Below are 20,416 nucleotides of genomic sequence, written 5' to 3'. Positions count from 1 at the left end.
CCCTCAGGTCTCCGATGCCATCCTTACCCTGAGGAAGGGAACCGGCCGCGCGCGCGGCGCGACCGGAGCTCTCAAGGACTGAAGTGCGGGGCGACGCGCGGCCGCCCCGGACACGGCCTCAGTTCGGCAGCTTGTCGTCCACGCCCTTGACGTACCAGTTCATGCCGAGGATGGCGCCGTCGTCGAGGGTCACGCCCTCGGCAGCCTTCAGCTCGCCAGCCTGGTCGTAGATCGGGCCGGTGAAGGGCTCGAAACCGCCTGCGATCTTGGCTTCGGTTTCCTTGGCCATGGCGACCACGTCATCCGGCAGGTTGGTGTAGGGCGCCATCTTCACGTGACCTTCGGCAATGCCGTCCCAGGTCTGCTCGCTCTTCCAGGTGCCGTCGAGAACGGCCTGGATGCGGTGGATGTAGTACGGGCCCCACTCGTCGACGATGGCGGTGTACTGGGCTTCCGGTGCGAAGGCGATCATGTCGGACGCCTGGCCGAAGCCGTGCAGACCGCGCTCCTGGGCCACCTGCAGCGGAGCGGTGGAATCGGTGTGCTGGACCATGATGTCCACGCCCTGGTCAGCCAGCGCCTTGGCCGCATCGGCTTCCTTGGCCGGGTCGAACCAGGTGTTGGCCCACACGACCTTCACCTTGAAGTCCGGGTTCACGGTCTGCGCGCCCAGCATGAAGGCGTTGATGCCGGAGATCACTTCCGGGATCGGGAAGGAGGTGATGTAGCCGGCGGTGCCGGTCTTCGACATCTTGGCCGCGATCTGACCGATGATGTAGCGGCCTTCGTGGAACTTGGAGTTGTAGGTCGCAACGTTGTCGGCAGTCTTGTAGCCGGTTGCATGTTCGAACTTCACGTCCGGATACTTGGCCGCGACCTTCAGGGTCGGGTTCATGTAGCCGAAGGAGGTGGTGAAGATGATGTTGCAGCCTTCACGGGCGAAACGCTCGATGGCGCGCTCGGCATCCGGGCCTTCCGGAACGCTTTCCAGATAGGCGGTTTCCAGCTTGTCGCCGAACTGGGCAACCGCTTCCTGGCGGCCCTGATCGTGCTGGTAGGACCAGCCGAAGTCGCCCACCGGGCCGACATAGATCCAGCAGGCCTTGACGTCGGCCGCCTGTGCGGAGCCGACTGCGGCGGTGAGCGCCACGGCGGCGACAGCGGCTTTAAGCAGGTTCTTCATTTTTGTATCCCCTCAAGAACTGAAAAGTCACTCGATACGCGATCTGGGAGGAGACCCGGAACCGGATCGCGATGCGATCCCGGGTACGAACGGCAGGTCAGGCCCGAAGGGACCTCACCTGTCGGGAACGAACGGCTTGCCGAGGCAGGCCGGCGTATTCACAAGCGTCAGACGACGGTTTGCCGATATGATCACCAGAACCACGATGGTTGCAAGATACGGCAGGCTGGACAGGAACTGGGACGGGATGCCGAGACCCTGGGCCTGGGCATGGAAGGTCAGCACGGTCACCGCTCCGAAGAGATAGGCACCGGCCACCACCCGCACGGGCAGCCAGGAGGCAAAGACCACCAGCGCCAGGGCGATCCAGCCCCGGCCGGCAGTCATGTTTTCCACCCACTGGGGCGTATAGGCGAGCGACATGTATCCGCCGGCAAGCCCTGCGCAGCCGCCACCGAAGAGCACGGCGAGGAACCGCACCTTGAGCACCGAGTAGCCGAGCGCATGGGCCGAGCCGTGGTTGTCGCCCACCGCGCGCAGGATCAGGCCCGCACGGGTGCGGAACAGCACGTAGCTCACGATGGCCACCAGACCCAGCCCCACATAGACCAGCGCGTCCTGATTGAAGACCACCGGACCGAAGAAGGGTATGTCGGAAAGCCCGGCGATTTCCAGGCGCGGCAGCTTGAGCCCCGGCACGCCGATGAAGGCCTCGCCGATGAGGCCGGAGAGCCCCAGACCAAGGATGGTCAGGGCAAGCCCCGTCGCGACCTGGTTGGTGGCGAGATAAAGCACCAGCAACCCGAAGATCGCCGACATGCCCATGCCGGCGAGGATCGCCGCCAGAGCCCCGACGGTGCCGGAGCCGGTGAGGTTGGCCGCGCCGAAGCCGACGACCGCCCCCATGATCATCATGCCTTCAACGCCGAGGTTGAGAACGCCGGAGCGCTCCACCACCAGCTCGCCGATGGCGGCAATCAGCAGGGGCGTGGCCGCGGTGATGACGGTCAGAAGAACCGCTTCGAACATGGGTCAGGCCTCCCGGGTGCCGACGCGACGGCTGCGCACCAGCCGCGGCTTGTAGAGAATGAGCGTGTCGCAGGCCAGCACGTAGAAGAGCAGCATGCCCTGGATCACGTCCGAGATCTTGTCGGAGATTCCCACCGACGACTGGACGGCCTCGCCGCCGATGTAGGAGAGCGCCAGAACGAAGCCTGCAATCAGGATGCCGAAGGGATTCAGCCGGCCGAGGAAGGCCACGATGATCGCGGTGAAGCCGTAGCCCGGCGAGATGACCGGCAGCAGCTGGTTCAGGGAGCCGGAGACTTCCATCGTGCCGGCGAGTCCTGCAAGGCCGCCGGAAATGGCGAAGACAAAGAGGGTCAGCCGCCCCCTGGAAAAGCCGGCGAACTCGCCCGCCCGCGGGCTTTCGCCCATCACCCGGATCTCGAAGCCCTTCAGGGTCCGCGACAGCAGGATCGCCAGCGCCACGATGACGACAATGGTGATCGGCGCGGCAATCGTCAGGCGGCCCAGGCCGATGGAGGGCATGATCGCCGCGTCGGAGAACATGCGGCTTTCCGGGAAATTGTAGCCTTCCGGATCCCGCCAGGGACCGCGCACCAGATAGTCGAGCAGCAGGTTGGCCACATAGACCAGCATCAGGCTGGAGAGGATCTCGTTAGTCGAGAACCGCACCTTGAGCAGCGCCGGGATGAGTGCCCAGGCCGCGCCGCCGAGAATGCCGAAGAAGAGCATCAGCGGCAGGGTGAAGACCGTCTGGAAATCGGGGAAGAGGATCGGCACGAAGGAGCCGCAGATGGCGCCGAAGACGAACTGGCCTTCCGCTCCGATGTTCCAGTTGTTGGACAGATAGCACAGCAGCAGACCGGCGGCGATCAGCACCAGCGGCGTCGCCTTCACCAGCAGCTCCTGCAGGGACCAGCTGTCGAAGAGCGGCTCAACGAAGAACTTGTAGAGGCCGATCATCGGATCCTTGCCCGCCAGCGCAAAGAGCAGCGCCGCGGTCAGAAGGGTCAGGACCACCGCCAGCAGGGGCGACAGCACCGTCATCAGGTGACTGTGTTCCTTGCGCTTGACCAGTTCGATACGCATCAGGCAGCTCCCCCTGCTCCGGTTCGGCTTGTCGCCTGTCTTGCGCTTTCGTCTTCCGCGCCGCCGGCCATCAGCAGGCCGATGCGCTCGCGGGTCATCTCCGCCACCGGCTCGGCGCGCGACAGCATCCCGCGCGAGATGACGGCGATCCGGTCGGCCACCTCGAAGATCTCGTCCAGATCCTGCGAGATGACGAGGACGGCCGAGCCCGAGCGGGCGAGATCGATCAGGGCCTGACGGATCAGCGCCGCCGCCCCCGCATCCACGCCCCATGTGGGCTGGTTGATCACCAGGATCCCCGGATTGCGGTCCAGCTCGCGCCCGACCACGAATTTCTGCAGGTTGCCGCCGGAGAGCGACCGGGCCTCCGGATTGTCGTGGGACATGCGCACGTCATAGGTGCCCTTGATCTTCTTCTCCAGGGCATGGGCCGCCTGACGGGACAGAAGCCCGAGGGTCGCGATCAGACCATCGCCGGTGCTGTGGCGGGTCAGCGTCACATTGCCCGAAAGCTCGAGCCCCGGAACGGAGCCATGCCCCAGACGCTCTTCCGGCACGAAGGCGGCCGACTTCTGCCGGCGCCAGGTGATGCTGCGGTGGCCGCAGGGCATGTCGTCGAGCTGGATCATGGCGGAGGGAACTTCCCGCTCGCCGGAAATCACGTCGAAGAGCTCGCCCTGGCCATTGCCCGCGACCCCTGCGATCGCCACCACTTCGCCGCCATGAACCTCGAGATCGATGCCGGACAGGGCCGTGGCGAAGGGAGTCAGGGCCGAGGCGCTCAGGCCCGTGAGCCGCAGGCGCACCGGGCCGGTGGCCGGGGCCGTGTCGCGGGCGGAAACATGGGCCACTTCGGCGCCCACCATCATGCGCGCCAGGCTACCGGCGGTTTCCAGCGACGGATCGCATTCCGCCACCTTGCGCCCGTGACGCAGGATGGTGGCGTGATGGCAGATGCGCTGCACCTCTTCCAGCCGGTGGGAAATATAGAGCACCGCGCAGCCTTCGGAGGCCAGACGCTGGAGCGTGACAAACAGCCTGTCCGCTTCCTGCGGGGTCAGAACCGAGGTCGGCTCATCCATGATGATCAGCCGGGGTTCCTGCAGCAGGCAGCGGATGATCTCGATGCGCTGGCGGATCCCGACGGGAAGGTCCGCGACCACATCGTCCGGATTGAGCGGCAGGCCATAGTCTTCGGAAATGGTGCGGATGCGCCGGGCCAGCTCGCCCATCGGGCCGGGCTTGGGAAGGGCAAGCGCGATGTTCTCCACCACCGTCAGGGCTTCGAACAGGGAGAAGTGCTGGAACACCATGCCGATGCCCAGACGCCGCGCCTCGGACGGATTGTCGATGCGCACCCGCTTGCCTAGCCAGAAGATCTCACCGCTGTCGGGTTCCAGCGAGCCGTAGAAGCTCTTCACCAGGGTGGACTTGCCGGCGCCGTTTTCCCCCAGAAGCGCGTGAATCTCGCCCTGATTGATGCGCAGATCGACGGATTCATTGGCCAGGATGTCGCCAAAGCGCTTCGTCAGCCCGAAGGCTTCCAGCAGGGGCGTACCAGCGCTCCGGTCGATCCCCGCCCCGTCCGCGCCTGCCGCGCTCATGGTCTTCACGTCGCTCAACTGTCCTGTCCCCCGGGCTCCTGCCGCCTTATCGTCCAAGTCCTGCCATTTTTGCAAGACCTTCCGCCCCACTCGCCGCACTCCCCCGGCGACTATCCAGATCTTCAAGGCGCTCAAGCAGTTGCACGCTCACATTCGCGGCAATCACCGCTGGATGCTTGGAGCGCAACCGCCCGCTGCCGATGGGACAGACCAGAGCCTCCAGGGCCCCGGCACTCAACCCGCCTGCCCGCAACCGGCTCTCGAACCGCTTGCGCTTGGTCTGACTGCCGATCAGCCCGACATAGGAAAATTTTCCGTCCCCCCCGCCATTCGAGGTCAGGGCTGCGGCGACGATCGCCTCGTCCAGCCCGTGGTCGTGGGTCATGACGAGAACGAAGCTCCCGGACTCGGCAGACGCCAGAGCGCTGACCGGATCCTCCGGCGCAAGCAGGGTCACGTGAGCAGGCACCCGGCCCGGGAACATCTCGCGGCGGCTGTCAACCCAGACGATCCGGAACGGCAGCGGCGCCAGCGCCAGAACCACGGCCCGCCCCACATGGCCGGCGCCGAAGAGATAGAGCGTCTGGCGCGCCTCTCCGAAGGTCTCGGTCACCGACTGGTCCCGGGCATCGCGCGGGGCCCCTGAGGTGACGTCCCGAAGCACGCCACGCTCTCCCTCCCCCTCTCCGGATGCGAGGCTTGCGCCCTCCAGCATCTGCCGGGCGCCCGCCCGCCCCTCAGAGACGGTCATCACGGTGGAGAAGACGGTCTCCTCCGCCTCCCGCTCCGCCAGGACCGACACCGCATCCAGATCGGCGCGGGAGAACCGTTCGAAAGTCAGGTCGACGCGCCCGCCGCAGCATTGGCCGAGATCCGGCCCCAGCGAGAAGCGCCGCCGCTCGAAGGGCCGCCCCTCCGCGTGGGCCGTTTCAGCCTCTGCGGCCTGAAGCGAGGCCAGCGCATGATGCAGGGCCTGATATTCCAGGTGACCGCCGCCGATGGTGCCCGCCAGGCTGCCATCCGGGCGCACCACCATGCGCGCCCCCGCCTCCCGCGGGGTGGACCCGTCGCCCCGGGCGACAGACACCAGCACGCAGGCCTCATGAGACCCAAGGGTTTGCCGGAGGACGCGCCAGACCTGCATCAGTCGGTTTCTCCCGAATCTGAGACTGGGGCTGGGGCAGAGGCTGCGACCGTGCGATGGGCCTTGGCCCGCTGCAGGCGCACGGCCCGCAGGATTTCCTCCGGCGTTGTCGGCGCATTCAGATCCGGCACCTCACCGGGGGCAAGGCTTGCGACTGCGTCGTGGATTGCACAATAGACCGCATTCGCCAGCATGACCGGCGGTTCGCCCACCGCCTTGGAGCGATAGATGGTCTCCTGCGGATTGCCCTTGCTCTCGTAGAGCCGCACGCGGAAGTCCGCCGGAATGTCGGAGGCGGTGGGGATCTTGTAGGTCGAGGGCGCATGGGTGCGCAGGCGCCCCTTGTCGTCCCAGACCAGTTCCTCGGTGGTCAGCCACCCCATGCCCTGCACGAAGCCGCCCTCGATCTGGCCGATGTCGATGGCCGGATTGAGCGAATGGCCCACGTCATGCAGCAGGTCCACCCGGTCGACGGTCATTTCGCCGGTCATGGTGTCGATGGTCACCTCGGCGCAGGCTGCGCCATAGGCAAAATAGAAGAACGGACGGCCGGTTGCGGTCTCCCGGTCCCAGGTGATCTTCGGGGTCGCGTAGAAACCTGCATCCGACAGATGCACCCGGCCCATGTGCGCTTCCTTGGCCACCTGCGCCAGCGAGAAGGCCTGATCGGCCACGATCACCTTGTTGTCGCGGAAGAGGATGGCCTCGGCCGGGCATTCGTGGCGTTCGCTCAGGAAGGCCACGAGCCGGTCACGGATGGTGCGCGCGGCAATGCGCGCCGCCATGCCGTTCAGATCGGTGCCCGAGGACGCGGCGGTCGGGGCCGTGTTGGGAACCTTCGACGTGTTGGTCGCCGTGATCCGTACCCGGTCGAGGGTGACACCCAGTTCCTCGGCAACCACCTGGGCCACCTTGGTGTAGAGCCCCTGCCCCATTTCCGTGCCACCGTGGTTCAGCTGCACGGATCCGTCCGTATAGAGATGGACGAGCGCGCCGGCCTGATTGAGGTGCTTCAGGGTGAAGGAAATGCCGAATTTCACCGGCGTCAGCGCCAGCCCCTTCTTCAGCACCGCATTGTGCTGGTTGAAGGCGCGCACCTTTTCCCGCCGCACCCAGTAGTCGGAGCTGGCTTCCAGCTGCGCCACCAGATCATGCAGGACCTCGTGCTCCTCCACCGGCATGCCATAGGGGGTGAGGTTGCGCTCGGCCGTATAGAAGTTGCGCTTGCGGACCGACAGCGCGTCCTCGCCGAGGGAGATCGCGATGGCCTCCATCATGCGCTCGGCCGCCACCATGCCCTGCGGCCCGCCAAAGCCCCGGAAGGCCGTGTTGGAACAGGTGTTGGTCTTCAGCCGCCGGGACCGGATCGTCGCCTGCGGATAGAAGTAGCTGGAATCAGAATGGAACATGGTCCGGTCATTGACGCCCAGAGACAGGTCGGCCGAATAGCCGCAGCGGGCGAGGAAATCGAATTCCGTTGCCTGGATCACCCCGTCAGACCCGTAGCCCACCGCCCAGTCGACGCGGAAATCATGCCGCTTGCCGGTCATGATCATGTCGTCGTCCCGGTCGAGCCGCAGCTTGCAGGGCTTGCCTGTGCGCGCCGCAGCGATGGCGGCAAGGGCCGCCCACTGGTTCGCCTGGCTTTCCTTGCCGCCGAAACCGCCGCCCATGCGCCGAACCTCCGCCGTGACCAGCGCATCCGGCACGCCGAGCACCTTGGCCACCGTGTGCTGGATCTCCGTCGGGTGCTGGGTCGAGGAGTGCACATGCATGCCCCCGTCTTCGGCCGGGCTGGCAAGCGCCACCTGGCCTTCCAGATAGAAATGCTCCTGTCCGCCGATGCGGAAGGTGCCCGAAAGCCGGTGATCGGCCGCCTCGAGCGCTGCGGCACTCTCCCCGCGCCCGAACTGATAGTCGGGCAGCACCATGCTGTCGGCCTGGGCGGCCTGATCGGGGGTGAGGATCGGCGTTGCAGCTTCCACCTCGAACACCGCCTTGCGGGCCGCACGCCGCGCGATCTCGCGCGTGGTCGCCACCACCGCAAAGACCACCTGGCCGAAGAAGAGGATCTCGCCCTTGGCAAGAACCGGATCATCTCCGAGGGCAGACGAGCAGTCGTTGGTGCCCGGAACATCCTCGGCGGTCAGCACGGCAACCACGCCGGGCGTGGCACGCACGGCCTCCAGATCCAGCGACAGGATCCGGCCGCACACACTGGCCCGGTCCCAGCCCGGAACCACATGCAGGGTGCCGGCGGGTTCGGGCATGTCGTCGATATAGACGGCCTGACCGGTCACGTGCTTGGCGGCGCTGTCATGGCGCACGGACTGGCGCACGATGGCCAGGGTCGAGGTCTCGCCGGTCATTCCGCGGCCTCCAGGGTGCTGCTGCCCGCGGGCTTTTCGGCCCCGCGCAAGCGCAATTGGGCCGCTTCCGTGCCGCCCGCCTCCATCAGCGCCTTGGCCAGAAGGGCCCGGGCGGTCTCGGCGCGGTATTCGGCGCTGGCGCGCATGTCGCTGAGCGGCGTGTAATCGGACTGGATGGCTTTCAGCGCTTCGGTCCAGGTGGCCGGGTCCTCGACGGTGGCGCCCACAAGGGCTGCTTCCGCACCGATGGCCCGTTTCGGCGTCCCCGCCATCCCGCCGAAGGCAATCCGTGCGGCGGTGATGCGCGCGCCCTCGAGGGTGAAGAGAAACGCCCCCATGACGGCGGAAATATCCTGATCGAAGCGTTTGGAAATCTTGTAGCAGCGGAAGACCTGATCGGCGGCCGGACGCGGCACGAAGAGGCCCGTAACGAATTCGCCCGCCCCCCGGTCCTGCCGTCCGTAGTCGATGAAGAAGTCTTCCAGAGGCAGGGTGCGGTCCCCGTGATGGGACTGGAGTTCGAGCGTGGCGCCAAGGGCGATCAGGGCCGGCGGGCTGTCGCCGATGGGCGAGCCATTGGCGATGTTGCCCCCGACCGTGCCGCTGGCGCGCACCTGCCGCGAGCCGATCCGCTTCCACAGCGCGCCCAGGTCCGGGGACAGCCGGGTCATGGCCGCTTCACAGGCGGCGAAGGTGGCGGTCGCGCCGACCAGCACGCCACTCGCAGTCTCCTCGACGCGGTCGAGACCGGCAATGCGCCCGAGCCAGATGACCTTCGGCAGGGACTTCAGATGCTTGGTGATCCAGAGCCCGACATCGGTCGCGCCCGCCACGAGCGTCGCGTCCGGATGCTGGCCATAAAGTGCCCCAAGCCCTTCCAGCGAGGCGGGCGAGGCAAAGAAGCTCTCGCCGTCGCCGATCAGCACGTCACGGCCGTCGTCCAGCTGGGCCAGGCGGGCGGCGGTGTCGCGGCCCCGCCAGGTGAAGGCGTCATCCGCCTCGTCGAAACAGGCCTGAAGGGCGGCCTCAACGATGGGCCGATAGCCGGTGCAGCGGCACAGGTTGCCGGCGAGCCATTCGGTCACGGTCGCCCGCGACTTCGACTGGCCTTCCGCGTGATAGAGGCAGAAGAGGGTCATGATGAAGCCCGGCGTGCAGAAGCCGCACTGGGACCCGTGCAGATCCGCCATGGCCTGCTGCACCGGATGCAGCCGGTCGTCCTGGGCGAGATCCTCGACGGTGACGAGTTCCGCCCCATCGAGCTGGCCCAGAAGCTGGATGCAGCTGTTCACCGGCTGATAGACCAGCTTGCCGTCGATCAGGCGGCCGATGGCGACCGTGCAGGCGCCGCAGTCTCCTTCCGCGCAGCCTTCTTTGGTCCCGGTGGCGCCACAGGTCAGGCGCAGATAGTCGAGCACGGTCGCCGTCGGCGCCACGTCACTGACTTCGACAACCTCTCCCTTGCGCAGGAAACGGATGGATTCGCGCATGAGCCGTCAGCTCCCCCGATAGGTGGAATAGCCGAAGGGCGAAAGCAGCAGCGGCACGTGATAATGGGCCTGCGGGTCGGCAATGGCGAATCGCAGCGGGATGATGTCGAGGAAGAGCGGATCGGCAAGGCCCGGCGCGCCGGACGCCTTGAGATAGTCGCCCGCGTGGAAGCGCAGCTCGTAGGTGCCGACCTCCATGGTCTCCCCTTCCAGGAAGGGCGCATCCACCCGGCCATCCGCATTGGTCACCTTGGTGGCAAGATCGGTCCAGTGCTTGCCGTCGGCGCACAGGCGGCGCAATTCGATCGTCAGTCCGGCCGCCGGCTTTCCGCTGGCCGTATCAAGGACATGGGTGGTCAGACGCCCCATCGCTCAGAAAATCTCCCTCGGTTCGCGCGCTGGCCCTCAGGCCCGCACGCATCCCACAGGGTGCCCCAATTCGACCTCAATCCAAAGCGCCGATTTCAGGTCTCGTTGTTGCCGAAATGGCATCATCCACCGGCAAATGATCTTTCAGCATCATCACCGCGTGATTGAAGAACATTCCGGGCGACAGGGCCAGCGCCCGGAGCGACGAGGTGACGATGCACATGCGGTCATCCTGCAGGGGCGCATCCTCAAGTTCGCGAAACACCAGCAGCCCGCGCGCCAGATCCTCCTCGCAGCCGATGCGGGTCTGGAAGCCGATCACCTGCCCGTCGCGGGCAAGCTGGCGCATGAAACGCAGGGAATTGGCCTCGACAAAGGTGCGCAGGCTGCCAGGCAGGCGGCTGAGCGCGCTGTCGAGCCGGGTTCTGAGCGACAGGCCGGTCGCCGGAAGCGCCAGCGGATAGCGCAGACAATCGGCCAGCACCAGCCGCTCGCGGGCGGCCAGCGGATGATCGGGCGCCATCAGCGCGCCGATCGGCATGTCGTGATGATAGGCCACCGTCAGGGCGGAGGCGCGCGGCGGATCGAAGGTGAGACCCACATCGGCCTCGCCCGCAATAACCCGTTCGGCCGCCTCGCGGGCATTGACCACGTTCACCGCCACGTGGATGCCCGGATAGGTCTTGCGGAAGCCGGCAACGAGACGCGGCAGCAGGCTTTCGGCGATGCTCTCGACGCTGGCAATCGAAACCGTGCCGCGCCGCAGGCCTTTCAAGGCATCCAGCTCGGCCATGGTGGCATCGAAATCGGAATAGGTGCGGCGCACATGGGCGAGCAGGATCTCGCCCGCCTGGGACAGGCGCAAGCGCTTGGCCACGCGCTCGAAAAGCTGCAGGTCGAGCGCTTCCTCCAGCCACAGGATCTGCCGGTTGACGGCAGAGGCCGCCACGTTGAGCTCCCGCGAAGCTGCGCGGATGGAGCCCCGCTCGGCGACCACCGCGAAATAGCGCATGGCCGGAGCATAAAGGTTGCGCGCCCTGTCGCTCCGCTTGTCTCCGGCCATGTCGCTTGTCCCCCTTACGGCAACAGAACGGTTGCGCCGGTAGTCTTGCGGCCCTGCAGGTCCTCGTGGGCGCGCGCGGCATCCTTCAGAGCATATTCCTGGCTGACCGGGATCTTCACGATGCCCTTGGCAACCACGTCGAAGAGTTCTCCGGCGGTCTTGGCCAGGGCCTCGGGCGTGGCGATATAGGTGAAGAGCGTCGGACGGGTCGCGAAGAGCGAGCCCTTCTGGGACAGGATCCCCATATTGAAATCGGTGATCGGTCCGGAGGACTGGCCGAAGCTGACCCACAGGCCGAGGGGCCGAATGCAGTCGAGCGACCCCGGATAGGTGTCCTTGCCGACGCTGTCATAGACCACGTCGCACTTGCGCCCGCCGGTGATCTCGGCCACCCGCTCGACGAAATTCTCGCTCCGGTAGTTGATCACGTGGGTGTAGCCGTTGGCGCGGGCGAGTTCCGCCTTCTCGTCGGACCCGACCGTGCCGATGACGGTCGCACCCAGATGGCTTGCCCACTGACCGGCGATGAGGCCGACGCCCCCGGCGGCGGCGTGGAAGAGCAGCGTGGTGTCCGGACCGACCTGGAAGGTCTGGCGCAGCAGATACTGGGCGGTCATGCCCTTGAGCATCATGGCCGCAGCCGTCTTGTCGTCGATGCCCTCGGGGATCTTCACCACCCGGTCGGCCGCCATCAGGCGCTCTTCCGAATAGGAGCCGATCGGCCCGGCATAGGCCACCCGGTCGCCGACGGCGAGCGAGGTCACGCCCTCACCGATCGCCACGACGACGCCGGCGCCCTCGTTGCCGAGCACCAGCGGCAGGCCGGACGGAGAGGGATAGAGACCGGAGCGGAAATAGGTGTCGATGTAGTTGAGCCCGACAGCCGTGTGGCGGATGCGAATCTCGCCCGCCCCCGGAGCCCCGACCTCGATTTCTTCCCACTTCATCTTGTCCGGTCCGCCGGTTTCGTGGATGCGGATCGCGTGAACCATGATGTCTCCTCCTCGACAGCAAAAGGACCGCCCGCAGGACGCGCGGGCGGTCAGGCTCCGATCACGGAGCCGATAGACGGGATGTCAGCCGACCTCAGGGAACACTCGGGCTCCCTTCAGGCCGCACGGGCCTCCCGGGCCCTGCGGCGCCTGCGGCCGGCAATGACATTGATGATCTCCACCCCGGCCGAGAAGGCCATGGCGAAATAGATGTAACCACGCGGGATATGGAACCCGAGCGCGTCGGCGACAAGGGCAACCCCGATGAGCAGCAGGAAGGCGAGCGCCAGCATCTTGGTCGTGGGATGATGCTTGATGAACTCGGCCACCGGACCGGAGGCCAGATACATGATGCCCATGGCGATGACCACGGCCGCGACCATCACCCCGAGGTGCTCCGCCATGCCGATGGCCGTGATGATGCTGTCGATGGAAAACACCATGTCGATGACGAGGATCTGGGCGATCACGGCGCCGTAGCTGACCTTGCGGGCCGCAGCACCTCGCTCCTCATCCTCGTCGCCCTCGATGCCCTTGTGGATCTCGTGGGTCGCCTTGAAGAGCAGGAACAGGCCGCCGGCCATGAGAATCGCATCACGCCAGGAAAAATCATGGCCCGCGATGGTGACGAGCGGCGCGGTGAGACCGACAAGCCAGCTCAGCACCGACAGCAGCGCGATGCGGAAGACCAGCGCCATGGCCAGACCGATGGCCCGGGCACGGGCCGCCATCTGCTCGGGCAGACGGGACACGATGACCGAAATGAAGACGATGTTGTCGATGCCGAGCACCACCTCCATGACCGTCAGGGTCAGAAGGCTTGCCCAGATTTCCGGCTGCATCAGCCATTCCATGGTGAGGTCTCCCCGTCTCATCCGGCGCGGGTGGGCGCCTCACGGCAGAACGCCCGGACCGGCCGGGCGTTGCATGGGATCAGGGATCAGTCGATGAAGCGTTCGCAGAGCTGCTGGATGCCGCTCACGCAGAAGAGGTAAAGACTGGCCGCTGTGAGCACCATGGCAGCGGGACCCTCGACGCTCATGCCGTCGGCCACAGCGATGCCTGCCGCCACGAACCACACCAGCGTGATGCCGAGGGTCAGAGGACGCCAGCGCTTGACGCGCACCGGATGGACGAAGCGGATCGGCAGGAAGGTGAGCACGCAGCAGAAGAGCACGAAGCCGATGGTGAAGCCTTCGGACGGCGACAGGGCCATCAGGCCGAAAACCACCATGTTCCAGCCGCCGGGGAACCCCTTGAAGGAGCCATCCGGGGTCTTCATGCCGTTGTCGGCGAAATAAAGCGCCCCGGTGAAGACGACGAGCCCGCCGCAGATCCAGCTCCAGGGCGAGGAGATCATGCCGCTGGCCGACAGGGCAAAGGCCGGCAGGAAGACATAGGTGGCGTAGTCGATGACGAAATCGAGGGACGCCCCGGACCAGCGCGGCAGCCGGTGCGCGATGTCGTATTTGCGCGCCAACGGACCGTCGACCCCGTCGATCACCAGCGCCAGACCCAGCCAGGCGAACATTTCCGCCCAGGCGCCACGGGCCCCGGCCAGAAGGGCCACGAGAGCAACCGGCGCACCCAGCGCGGTCAGCATGTGAATCAGGAACAGCGCAGGTTCCTGCGGGGTACGCTCATGGGGAAAGTCGGTCACGGGCTAGGGGCCTCACGCAATTGCTACGGGGTGCCGGGCCCCTGGGGGACGACACGTCTGTGGCTCTATTATTTCAATTCTGCGCCGGATTGAACAGACTTGTTGCCGATTTTTGTGCCCCGGGCCCGTTGCCCCCTCATTCCATAGCCTCATCGGCCGGCGCAGCAGGGGAATCCTCGCACCAGGCTCAGGCGGCTGCCCCCAGGCGGATGACCAGCACCAGGGCCGCTCCGGCCAGCAGGAACAGCGCCCCGGCCAGCGGCGGCAGCACCCGCGAGGGCAGGCTCTTTTCAACGGCCATGAGGGCGCCGAGCAGGACCATCCAGAACAGGTTCATCACGCCCACGGCGAACATGACGCCCATGACCGCCGAGCAGCAGCCGAGGCAGGACACGCCCTGGCGGACGCCCTCGACCAGGGCAGCGGAAAGCGGCACCCGCCGGTCCGCCCCGGCCGTTCCGAAGACGAAGCGCGGATACCAGCATCGCAGCAGACAGGCCCGCTTCACCGGCGTGAACTGATAGATGCCGGCCGCCAGCAGCACGCTGGCGGAAAAGGCGAGCGACACGGAGGCCGCCACATCAGAGAGGACGGCGAGTTTCGCATTGAAGAGCCACTGGGCCAGCGTCGCGGCGACCGCATAGGCAAGCCAGACGCTCACATAGCCGAGCAGCACCGCAAGGGTGGCCATCACGGACCCTTCGCTGGCCGCATGGAAGCGCTTCAGCATGGGGATGGCGGTCGGCACCATCATGGCAAGCGCCATGGCCGCCCACATGGCCAGCGCCCCGCCCCACTGGGCGAGGCTCCAGCCAGAGAGCCCCCCGGTCGCCGCCGTGGGCAGACACAGAACCTGGAGCGTGGCACGCACGTCCGCCGGCAGGGCGGCGAGAGGACCGAAACTGTTGAAAAGCCCCATGCCCGGGCCGAGCGCTCCCATGTCAATGGCTGGGATCATCTCCACCACCATCAGGGCCATCACCAGCCAGCCCAGCCCCGACAGGAGAACGACGGCCGCGACCACAAGACCCCAGCCGCGCGGGCGCACGGCATCAGGCCGCGCAGCTGCGGACGGTGCGGGAGGTGTGGACAGGGAGAGCGTCATCTTGCCTCGTGTCAGGGAACGGGATTGCCGTACGGGACCATCTCGTGCTTCTAGGGGACAGGATCCGCCGTCTCCATGACCCAGGTCAAGGCCGGTGACCGGAGACCCGGTCTAGATCCGAGGGCGGCGCGTTGCCACAGGGAGCGCCGCCGTCTTGTCAGCGCGCCCACGCGCCCCACGTAGATCAGGTGAGCGATCCGGTCCAGGCCGGGTAACGCCCATCGGATCATCGAACCCGGATCAGACCATGACCGATACCGCCGCCCTGCCCGCCTCCGACCAGACCCTCCACGACATTGCCGTGATCGGCGCAGGCCCTGCGGGCATGACCGCAGCACTCCTTCTGGCCAAGGCGGGATATGGCACCGTGCTGGTGGCGCCGCCCGCCAATCTGGACGACGGTCGCACCACGGCGCTCCTGTCGGCCTCTGCCGATCTTTACGCGCGGCTGGGCCTGTGGGAGACCCTTGCGCCCCTCACCGCGCCTCTGCGCCGGATGCGGATGATCGACGGGACGGACCGGCTCATCCGGGCGCCGGAAGTGACCTTCGACAGCGCCGAGCTGGAGCTGGACGCCTTCGGCTACAACATCCTGAACAAGGATCTGAACCGCACGCTCTCCGAGGCTGCAGACGCGGCCTCGACCCTCACCCGGGTCGAGGATACGGTCAGTTCCTATGCCTTCCTCGAGGATCACGTGGTGATCCGTCTGGCCTCGGGCGGCGAGATTCGCGCCAGGCTCTGTGTCGCCGCCGACGGCCGCCGCTCTCCGGCGCGCGAGGCTGCGGGCATTTCAGTAAAGAGCTGGTCCTATCCCCAGACCGCCGTGGTGCTCAACCTGGCCCATGACCAGCCCCACAACGACACCTCGAACGAATTCCACACACCCACCGGCCCCTTCACGCTGGTGCCGCTGCCCGGGCGCATGTCGTCGCTGGTTTGCGTCGTCAGCCCGGAAGACGCCGAGCCCCTGCGCGCCATGGCCGATGAGGATCTGGCGCTGGAGCTGGAGCGCCGGGCCCATTCGATCCTCGGCAAGTTCCGCATTGCCTCGCGGCCCCAGAGCTATCCGCTCTCCGGGCTCACCGCCAACGCCCTGGCAGGGCATCGTCTGGCGCTGATCGGCGAGGCCGCCCATGTCTTCCCGCCCATCGGGGCACAGGGGCTGAACCTGGGCCTGCGCGATGTCGCCTGCCTGGCTGGTCACCTGACCCCTGCCGGCAGCCCGCTCGCCGACCCGGGCGCGGACGCCCTGCTCAAGGCCTATGAGAAGGATCGCTGGCAGGACATCACCAGCCGCACCGCCGCCGTGGACGCGCTGAACCGATCCCTGCTCACCGATTTCCTGCCGGTTCAGATGATGCGCAGCGCCGGTCTCTATCTGGCCGACCGGTTGCCCGCCCTGCGCCGCTTCCTGATGAAGGAAGGCATCGCGCCGGGCCAGCGGCTGAAGGGTCTGCCCCTGCCCTTCCCCAAGGCGCCGCGCCTGCGGTTCCCTGCGCCCAAGCTGCCGCGTCTGCCGCGCTGAGGCGGGCCGGCATGCGCCTCAGGGCGGGGTGATCTCGAAGCCGAAATAGCCGCCGGTCAGGGCGAAGATGAAGGCTGTGACCGTGACGACGGAGGCAATGGTGCCGATCAGCACGAAGCTGGAGGCCCGCTGCACGTAGATCCCGTATTGCTGGGCGATGACGAAGACATTGGTTGCTGGCGGAAGGCAGGCCATGAGAATGGCGGTCGCCACCCAGATCGGGTCCATGCCGCCGATCCAGCCCAGCAGCAGGAAGATCAGGATCGGGTGCAGCACCAGCTTCACCGCCAGCACGATGGGCAGCTCCAGCGGAATGCGCCCGGCCGGCCGGATGGCCACGCTCACCCCCATGGCAAAGAGCGCGCAAGGGGCCGCCGCCCCGCTCAGATAGCGCAGCATCGTGTCGATGGCCTCCGGCGGCTTGAAGCCGATGGCCGCCGCCCCCACGCCCGCGATGGTCGCCAGGATGAAGGGATGGGTGAAGATCCGCACCGCGATCGTCCGCGCCGTATGCGCCATGGACTGGTTGCCGCTGCCGCCGAGCGCCATCATCAGCGGCGCCAGGATGAACATCAGCGTATTGTCAAAGCTCAGGATGAGGGCCGTCGGCACCGTGGCCGCCGGGCCGAGAACGGCCAGCGTCAGGCCGGGCCCCATGTAGCCGACGTTGGAATAGGAGCCCGCGATCCCCAGCATCGCCGCTTCCCGGATGTTGCCCTTGGTCGCGATCACCCCGATGCAGAAGGACAGGGCGAACATGGTGTAGGTCATGAAGGTCGTCGCGGTGACGAAGGTCGGATCCGTCAGCTGCTCGATCGGCGTGTTGGAGAGCAGCCGGAAGAACAGGGCCGGCAGCGCCACATAGACGATGAAGAAGGACATCCACGACAGGCCTTCCTCCGGCAGCTTCTTCACCTTGCCTGCGATGTAGCCCAGAAAGATCAGCCCGAAGAAGGGAAAGGCGAGTGAAATGACTTCCTGCATGTCTCTTCCGTCTGTCTGGCCCGGTCTGTGTCCCTGTCCGCAGCGCGAGAGCCCGGACGCGAGGGCGGCGCTCCGGCTTGCATCCGCAGCGCGCCTTGGATAAGCACGCTTGGACATTCGGGCAGGGATTGGCCGGAGGGGGACCGGCCCATGCTGCTCCCGGTTTGCGTACCCCTGCTTCCCCCCGCCGCGCAAGTGGCGTTCTCGCCGAAACGGTACAGACCCTTGCAGAAACCCCAGACGGCTTCCGTCAGCCTTCTTCACCGGATCGAATATCTGCTGCTGACCCTGGCCGTGCGCCTGTTCCGGGCCTTGCCGCTCGGTCCGGCGTCGGCCGTCATGGGCAAGCTCTGGCGCTGGATCGCGCCCTTCACCCATCGCCACGGCCGGGCGCTCGATCATCTCGCGCAGGCCCTGCCGGAACTGTCTGCCCGCGAGCGCGAGACCATCCTGCGCGACATGTGGGAAAATCTCGGCCGGGTGGCCGTGGAAACCTTCCACATCCGCGAAATCCTCGCCGCACCCGAGCGGATCGAATTTGTCGCCGATGCCGAGACGCGGGCGATTCTCGACAAGGGCGCGCCCTGCCTCTTCGTCTCACTGCACGCGGGCAACTGGGAGCTGAGCGTCATGCCTGCCGTGCAGCGGGGTTTGGACATTGCCGGCGTCTACCAGGCGCTGAAGAACCCGGGCGCGGATCAGCTCCTGCGCGACATGCGCGGCGACCTCTATCGCGGCGGCCTGTTCTCCAAGGGACCGGACACCGCCCGCAAGCTTCTGTCCATTGCCCGCAATCACTCGGCCCATATCGCCATCATGGGGGACCTTAAGGAAAAGCGCGGCCTGGAGATCACCTTCTTCGGCCTGCCCGCCACCGCCACGCCCGTGCCGGCAACCCTCGCCTGGGCGGGCAAGCTGCCCCTCGTCATCGGCCGCGTGTCACGGGTCAAGGGCGTCCATTTCCGCATCGAGGCCAAGGTTCTGCCCATGGCGCGCAGCGACGACCGCAAGGCCGACATTCAGGCCGCCACGCAGGCCTATCACGATCTCTTCGAGGACTGGATCCGCGAGGATCCCGCCCAGTGGATGTGGATCCACCGCAAGTGGGCCTGACCCCGCGTCCAACGGGAGATCCCCCGCAGGGCTCTGCCGCAGGTGCGAGAAAAATCTAACGCACCTGCGAAGCCCCCTCCACTTTTGGCGAATTCAGCGGCAGGATCAAAGCGGCTATAGACGACCCATCGTGCCTTTTGACAGGAGTTTGCCATGAAGCCGCCGCGCGCCTTTTTCCAGCCTCTCGCCATCGGGGCGCCCGCGCCTTATGCGGCTTTGCCCGTGCGCACGGAGCGCATGATCCACTTCGTGCCGCCCCACATGGAAAAGGTCCGTGCCAAGGTGCCCCAGCTCATTTCCCAGGTGGACGTGGTGCTGGGCAATCTGGAAGACGCCATTCCCGCCGATGCGAAGGAGGCCGCCCGCGCCGGCTTTGTGCAGATGGGTCAGGAGAATGACTTCGGCGACACCGGCCTGTGGGTCCGCATCAACTGCCTGAACAGCCCCTGGGTTCTCGACGACCTGATGACCATCGTGCCTGCCCTCAAGGACAAGCTCGACGTGATCATGCTGCCGAAGGTGGAAGGCGCCTGGGACATCCATTACCTCGACCAGCTTCTTGCCCAGCTCGAGGCGCGCGCCGGCGTGACCAAGCCGATCCTCATCCACGCCATTCTGGAAACCGCGCAAGGGGTCAAGAATGTGGAGGAGATCGCCGCCGCCAGCCCGCGCATGCAGGGCATGAGCCTGGGACCGGCGGATCTCGCCGCCTCCCGTGGCATGAAGACCACCCGCGTCGGCGGCGGTCACCCGGGCTACAAGGTGCTGGCCGACGCCGACCCGGCAAGCCCTGACGCTCCCCGCGCCGCCTATCAGCAGGACCTGTGGCACTATACGCTCGCCCGCATGGTGGACGCCTGCCAGACCTATGGCCTCAAGGCGTTCTACGGTCCCTTCGGCGACTTTTCCGACACGGCGGCCTGCGAGGCCCAGTTCCGCAATGCCTTCCTCATGGGCTGCGCCGGAGCCTGGACGCTGCATCCGACCCAGATCGACATTGCGAAGCGCGTGTTCTCGCCCGACGCGGACGAGGTCGCCTTCGCCAAGCGAATCCTCGAAGCCATGCCGGACGGCACCGGGGCCGTGATGATCGACGGCAAGATGCAGGACGATGCCACCTGGAAACAGGCGAAGGTGATCGTGGATCTCGCCCGGCAGGTGGCGGCCCGCGACCCGCAACTGGCGGATGTTTACGGTCTCTAGAACCCTTTGCCGTATAAGTGGGCACATCAGGCGTGCGGCGGCCCTTGTCAGCCGCCGCACGAGACCTTAATTCGGAAGAAACACCGCAAAGGTCGGGAACTCAGGTTATGCGTACGGCAAAATTCAACATCGGTCAGGTGGTCCGGCACCGGGTCTATCCGTTTCGCGGCGTGATCTTCGATGTGGACCCCACCTTCTCCAACACCGAGGAATGGTGGAACGCCATTCCCGAGGATGTGCGCCCGGTCCGGGATCAGCCCTTCTATCATCTGCTGGCGGAAAACGAGGAGACGGAATACGTCGCCTATGTGAGCGAGCAGAACCTCGTGCCTGACGTGACCGGCGAACCGATCCGTCACCCGCAGGTGGCCGAGATCTTCGACGAGCAGTCGGATGGCTCCTACCGCCCCAAGGACGTGGACATGCACTAGGCGATCGAGGCTCTTGCGGCCAGATCAGCCCCAGATCAACCCCAGTTCAGCCCATGAAAAAAG

18 protein-coding genes are annotated in these 20,416 nt (G+C 66.4%); 4 read left to right on the top strand and 14 right to left on the bottom strand.

Translation table 11 applies throughout. From position 1 onward, the window contains the following. Window positions 1-118 precede the first annotated feature (118 nt). The 13 genes from FR728_RS06975 to FR728_RS06915 form a co-directional block, all read right to left on the bottom strand. Complete coding sequence (locus FR728_RS06975; protein WP_149891856.1) at window positions 119-1,183, bottom strand: BMP family ABC transporter substrate-binding protein; 1,065 nt, start codon at window positions 1,181-1,183, stop codon at window positions 119-121. A gap of 114 nt (window positions 1,184-1,297) precedes the next feature. Continuing rightward, a complete protein-coding gene (locus FR728_RS06970) occupies window positions 1,298-2,212 on the bottom strand; it encodes an ABC transporter permease (RefSeq protein WP_149891855.1) in 915 nt (304 codons plus the stop codon). 3 nt (window positions 2,213-2,215) lie between these two features. Beyond that, a complete protein-coding gene (locus FR728_RS06965) occupies window positions 2,216-3,298 on the bottom strand; it encodes an ABC transporter permease (RefSeq protein WP_149891854.1) in 1,083 nt (360 codons plus the stop codon). Beyond that, window positions 3,298-4,902 carry an ABC transporter ATP-binding protein gene (locus FR728_RS06960; RefSeq protein WP_149892255.1) on the bottom strand — a complete coding sequence of 535 codons (1,605 nt, stop codon included), beginning with the start codon at window positions 4,900-4,902 and terminating at the stop codon, window positions 3,298-3,300. Before FR728_RS06960 ends, FR728_RS06965 begins: the two co-directional genes overlap by 1 nt. A gap of 46 nt (window positions 4,903-4,948) precedes the next feature. Further along, window positions 4,949-6,046 (bottom strand): xanthine dehydrogenase accessory protein XdhC, encoded by a 1,098-nt coding sequence (xdhC, locus tag FR728_RS06955; RefSeq protein ID WP_149891853.1) that lies wholly within the window; start codon window positions 6,044-6,046, stop codon window positions 4,949-4,951. Then, entirely contained in the window at window positions 6,046-8,415 is a 2,370-nt protein-coding gene (gene xdhB, locus FR728_RS06950) for a xanthine dehydrogenase molybdopterin binding subunit (protein WP_149891852.1), read from the bottom strand. The genes xdhC and xdhB overlap by 1 nt, the downstream gene beginning before the upstream one ends. Further along, window positions 8,412-9,905, bottom strand: coding sequence for a xanthine dehydrogenase small subunit (xdhA, locus tag FR728_RS06945; RefSeq protein WP_149891851.1), 1,494 nt, complete (start codon window positions 9,903-9,905; stop codon window positions 8,412-8,414). The genes xdhB and xdhA overlap by 4 nt, the downstream gene beginning before the upstream one ends. Window positions 9,906-9,911: 6 nt before the next feature. After that, on the bottom strand, window positions 9,912-10,274 hold the full coding sequence (gene uraH, locus FR728_RS06940; RefSeq protein ID WP_149891850.1) for a hydroxyisourate hydrolase: 363 nt from the start codon (window positions 10,272-10,274) through the stop codon (window positions 9,912-9,914). 76 nt (window positions 10,275-10,350) lie between these two features. Continuing rightward, entirely contained in the window at window positions 10,351-11,337 is a 987-nt protein-coding gene (locus FR728_RS06935; protein ID WP_149891849.1) for a LysR family transcriptional regulator, read from the bottom strand. Window positions 11,338-11,351: 14 nt separating this feature from the next. Further along, a complete protein-coding gene (locus FR728_RS06930) occupies window positions 11,352-12,329 on the bottom strand; it encodes a quinone oxidoreductase family protein (protein ID WP_149891848.1) in 978 nt (325 codons plus the stop codon). Between the two features lie 116 nt (window positions 12,330-12,445). Continuing rightward, window positions 12,446-13,183 (bottom strand): TerC family protein, encoded by a 738-nt coding sequence (locus tag FR728_RS06925; protein WP_149891847.1) that lies wholly within the window; start codon window positions 13,181-13,183, stop codon window positions 12,446-12,448. 86 nt (window positions 13,184-13,269) lie between these two features. Further along, on the bottom strand, window positions 13,270-13,989 hold the full coding sequence (locus FR728_RS06920) for a CDP-alcohol phosphatidyltransferase family protein (RefSeq protein ID WP_208998680.1): 720 nt from the start codon (window positions 13,987-13,989) through the stop codon (window positions 13,270-13,272). A 187-nt stretch (window positions 13,990-14,176) separates the two neighbouring features. Beyond that, entirely contained in the window at window positions 14,177-15,094 is a 918-nt protein-coding gene (locus tag FR728_RS06915) for a DUF2182 domain-containing protein (RefSeq protein WP_149891846.1), read from the bottom strand. Between the two features lie 247 nt (window positions 15,095-15,341). Here FR728_RS06915 and FR728_RS06910 point away from each other — a divergent pair, with 247 nt between their 5' ends. Then, window positions 15,342-16,622, top strand: coding sequence for a UbiH/UbiF family hydroxylase (locus tag FR728_RS06910; RefSeq protein WP_149891845.1), 1,281 nt, complete (start codon window positions 15,342-15,344; stop codon window positions 16,620-16,622). Window positions 16,623-16,640: 18 nt separating this feature from the next. Here the strand turns inward: FR728_RS06910 and FR728_RS06905 are convergent, their stop codons facing one another. After that, entirely contained in the window at window positions 16,641-17,606 is a 966-nt protein-coding gene (locus FR728_RS06905) for an AEC family transporter (protein ID WP_149891844.1), read from the bottom strand. A gap of 225 nt (window positions 17,607-17,831) precedes the next feature. On the opposite strand from FR728_RS06905, the gene FR728_RS06900 reads away from it, so the two are divergent. From FR728_RS06900 to hspQ, 3 genes are all read left to right on the top strand, one after another. Then, the gene (locus tag FR728_RS06900) at window positions 17,832-18,719 is read left to right on the top strand and encodes a lysophospholipid acyltransferase family protein (RefSeq protein WP_208998679.1); all 888 of its coding nucleotides are present in this window, start codon (window positions 17,832-17,834) and stop codon (window positions 18,717-18,719) included. 153 nt (window positions 18,720-18,872) lie between these two features. Then, window positions 18,873-19,922 carry an HpcH/HpaI aldolase/citrate lyase family protein gene (locus FR728_RS06895; RefSeq protein ID WP_149891842.1) on the top strand — a complete coding sequence of 350 codons (1,050 nt, stop codon included), beginning with the start codon at window positions 18,873-18,875 and terminating at the stop codon, window positions 19,920-19,922. Window positions 19,923-20,029: 107 nt separating this feature from the next. Further along, entirely contained in the window at window positions 20,030-20,353 is a 324-nt protein-coding gene (gene hspQ, locus FR728_RS06890; RefSeq protein WP_149891841.1) for a heat shock protein HspQ, read from the top strand. The last annotated feature ends 63 nt before the right edge of the window (window positions 20,354-20,416 follow it).

The organism is Roseibium aestuarii, from assembly GCF_008477545.1.
Lineage (GTDB): Bacteria > Pseudomonadota > Alphaproteobacteria > Rhizobiales > Stappiaceae > Roseibium > Roseibium aestuarii.
The sequence above is the reverse complement of the archived record's forward strand: the minus strand, read 5'-3'. Positions and strand labels throughout refer to the sequence as shown.

Excerpts from the sequence above, each read along its gene's own strand:
- FR728_RS06975 (WP_149891856.1), bottom strand. The coding sequence starts at position 1,183 with ATGAAGAACCTGCTTAAAGCCGCTGTCGCCGCCGTGGCGCTCACCGCC.
- FR728_RS06965 (WP_149891854.1), bottom strand. The coding sequence starts at position 3,298 with ATGCGTATCGAACTGGTCAAGCGCAAGGAACACAGTCACCTGATGACG.
- xdhA (WP_149891851.1), bottom strand. The coding sequence starts at position 9,905 with ATGCGCGAATCCATCCGTTTCCTGCGCAAGGGAGAGGTTGTCGAAGTC.
- uraH (WP_149891850.1), bottom strand. The coding sequence starts at position 10,274 with ATGGGGCGTCTGACCACCCATGTCCTTGATACGGCCAGCGGAAAGCCG.
- FR728_RS06905 (WP_149891844.1), bottom strand. The coding sequence starts at position 17,606 with ATGCAGGAAGTCATTTCACTCGCCTTTCCCTTCTTCGGGCTGATCTTT.
- xdhB (WP_149891852.1), bottom strand. The coding sequence starts at position 8,415 with ATGACCGGCGAGACCTCGACCCTGGCCATCGTGCGCCAGTCCGTGCGC.
- FR728_RS06960 (WP_149892255.1), bottom strand. The coding sequence starts at position 4,902 with ATGAGCGCGGCAGGCGCGGACGGGGCGGGGATCGACCGGAGCGCTGGT.
- xdhC (WP_149891853.1), bottom strand. The coding sequence starts at position 6,046 with ATGCAGGTCTGGCGCGTCCTCCGGCAAACCCTTGGGTCTCATGAGGCC.
- FR728_RS06970 (WP_149891855.1), bottom strand. The coding sequence starts at position 2,212 with ATGTTCGAAGCGGTTCTTCTGACCGTCATCACCGCGGCCACGCCCCTG.
- FR728_RS06930 (WP_149891848.1), bottom strand. The coding sequence starts at position 12,329 with ATGGTTCACGCGATCCGCATCCACGAAACCGGCGGACCGGACAAGATG.
- FR728_RS06925 (WP_149891847.1), bottom strand. The coding sequence starts at position 13,183 with ATGGAATGGCTGATGCAGCCGGAAATCTGGGCAAGCCTTCTGACCCTG.
- FR728_RS06895 (WP_149891842.1), top strand. The coding sequence starts at position 18,873 with ATGAAGCCGCCGCGCGCCTTTTTCCAGCCTCTCGCCATCGGGGCGCCC.
- FR728_RS06935 (WP_149891849.1), bottom strand. The coding sequence starts at position 11,337 with ATGGCCGGAGACAAGCGGAGCGACAGGGCGCGCAACCTTTATGCTCCG.
- hspQ (WP_149891841.1), top strand. The coding sequence starts at position 20,030 with ATGCGTACGGCAAAATTCAACATCGGTCAGGTGGTCCGGCACCGGGTC.
- FR728_RS06910 (WP_149891845.1), top strand. The coding sequence starts at position 15,342 with ATGACCGATACCGCCGCCCTGCCCGCCTCCGACCAGACCCTCCACGAC.
- FR728_RS06915 (WP_149891846.1), bottom strand. The coding sequence starts at position 15,094 with ATGACGCTCTCCCTGTCCACACCTCCCGCACCGTCCGCAGCTGCGCGG.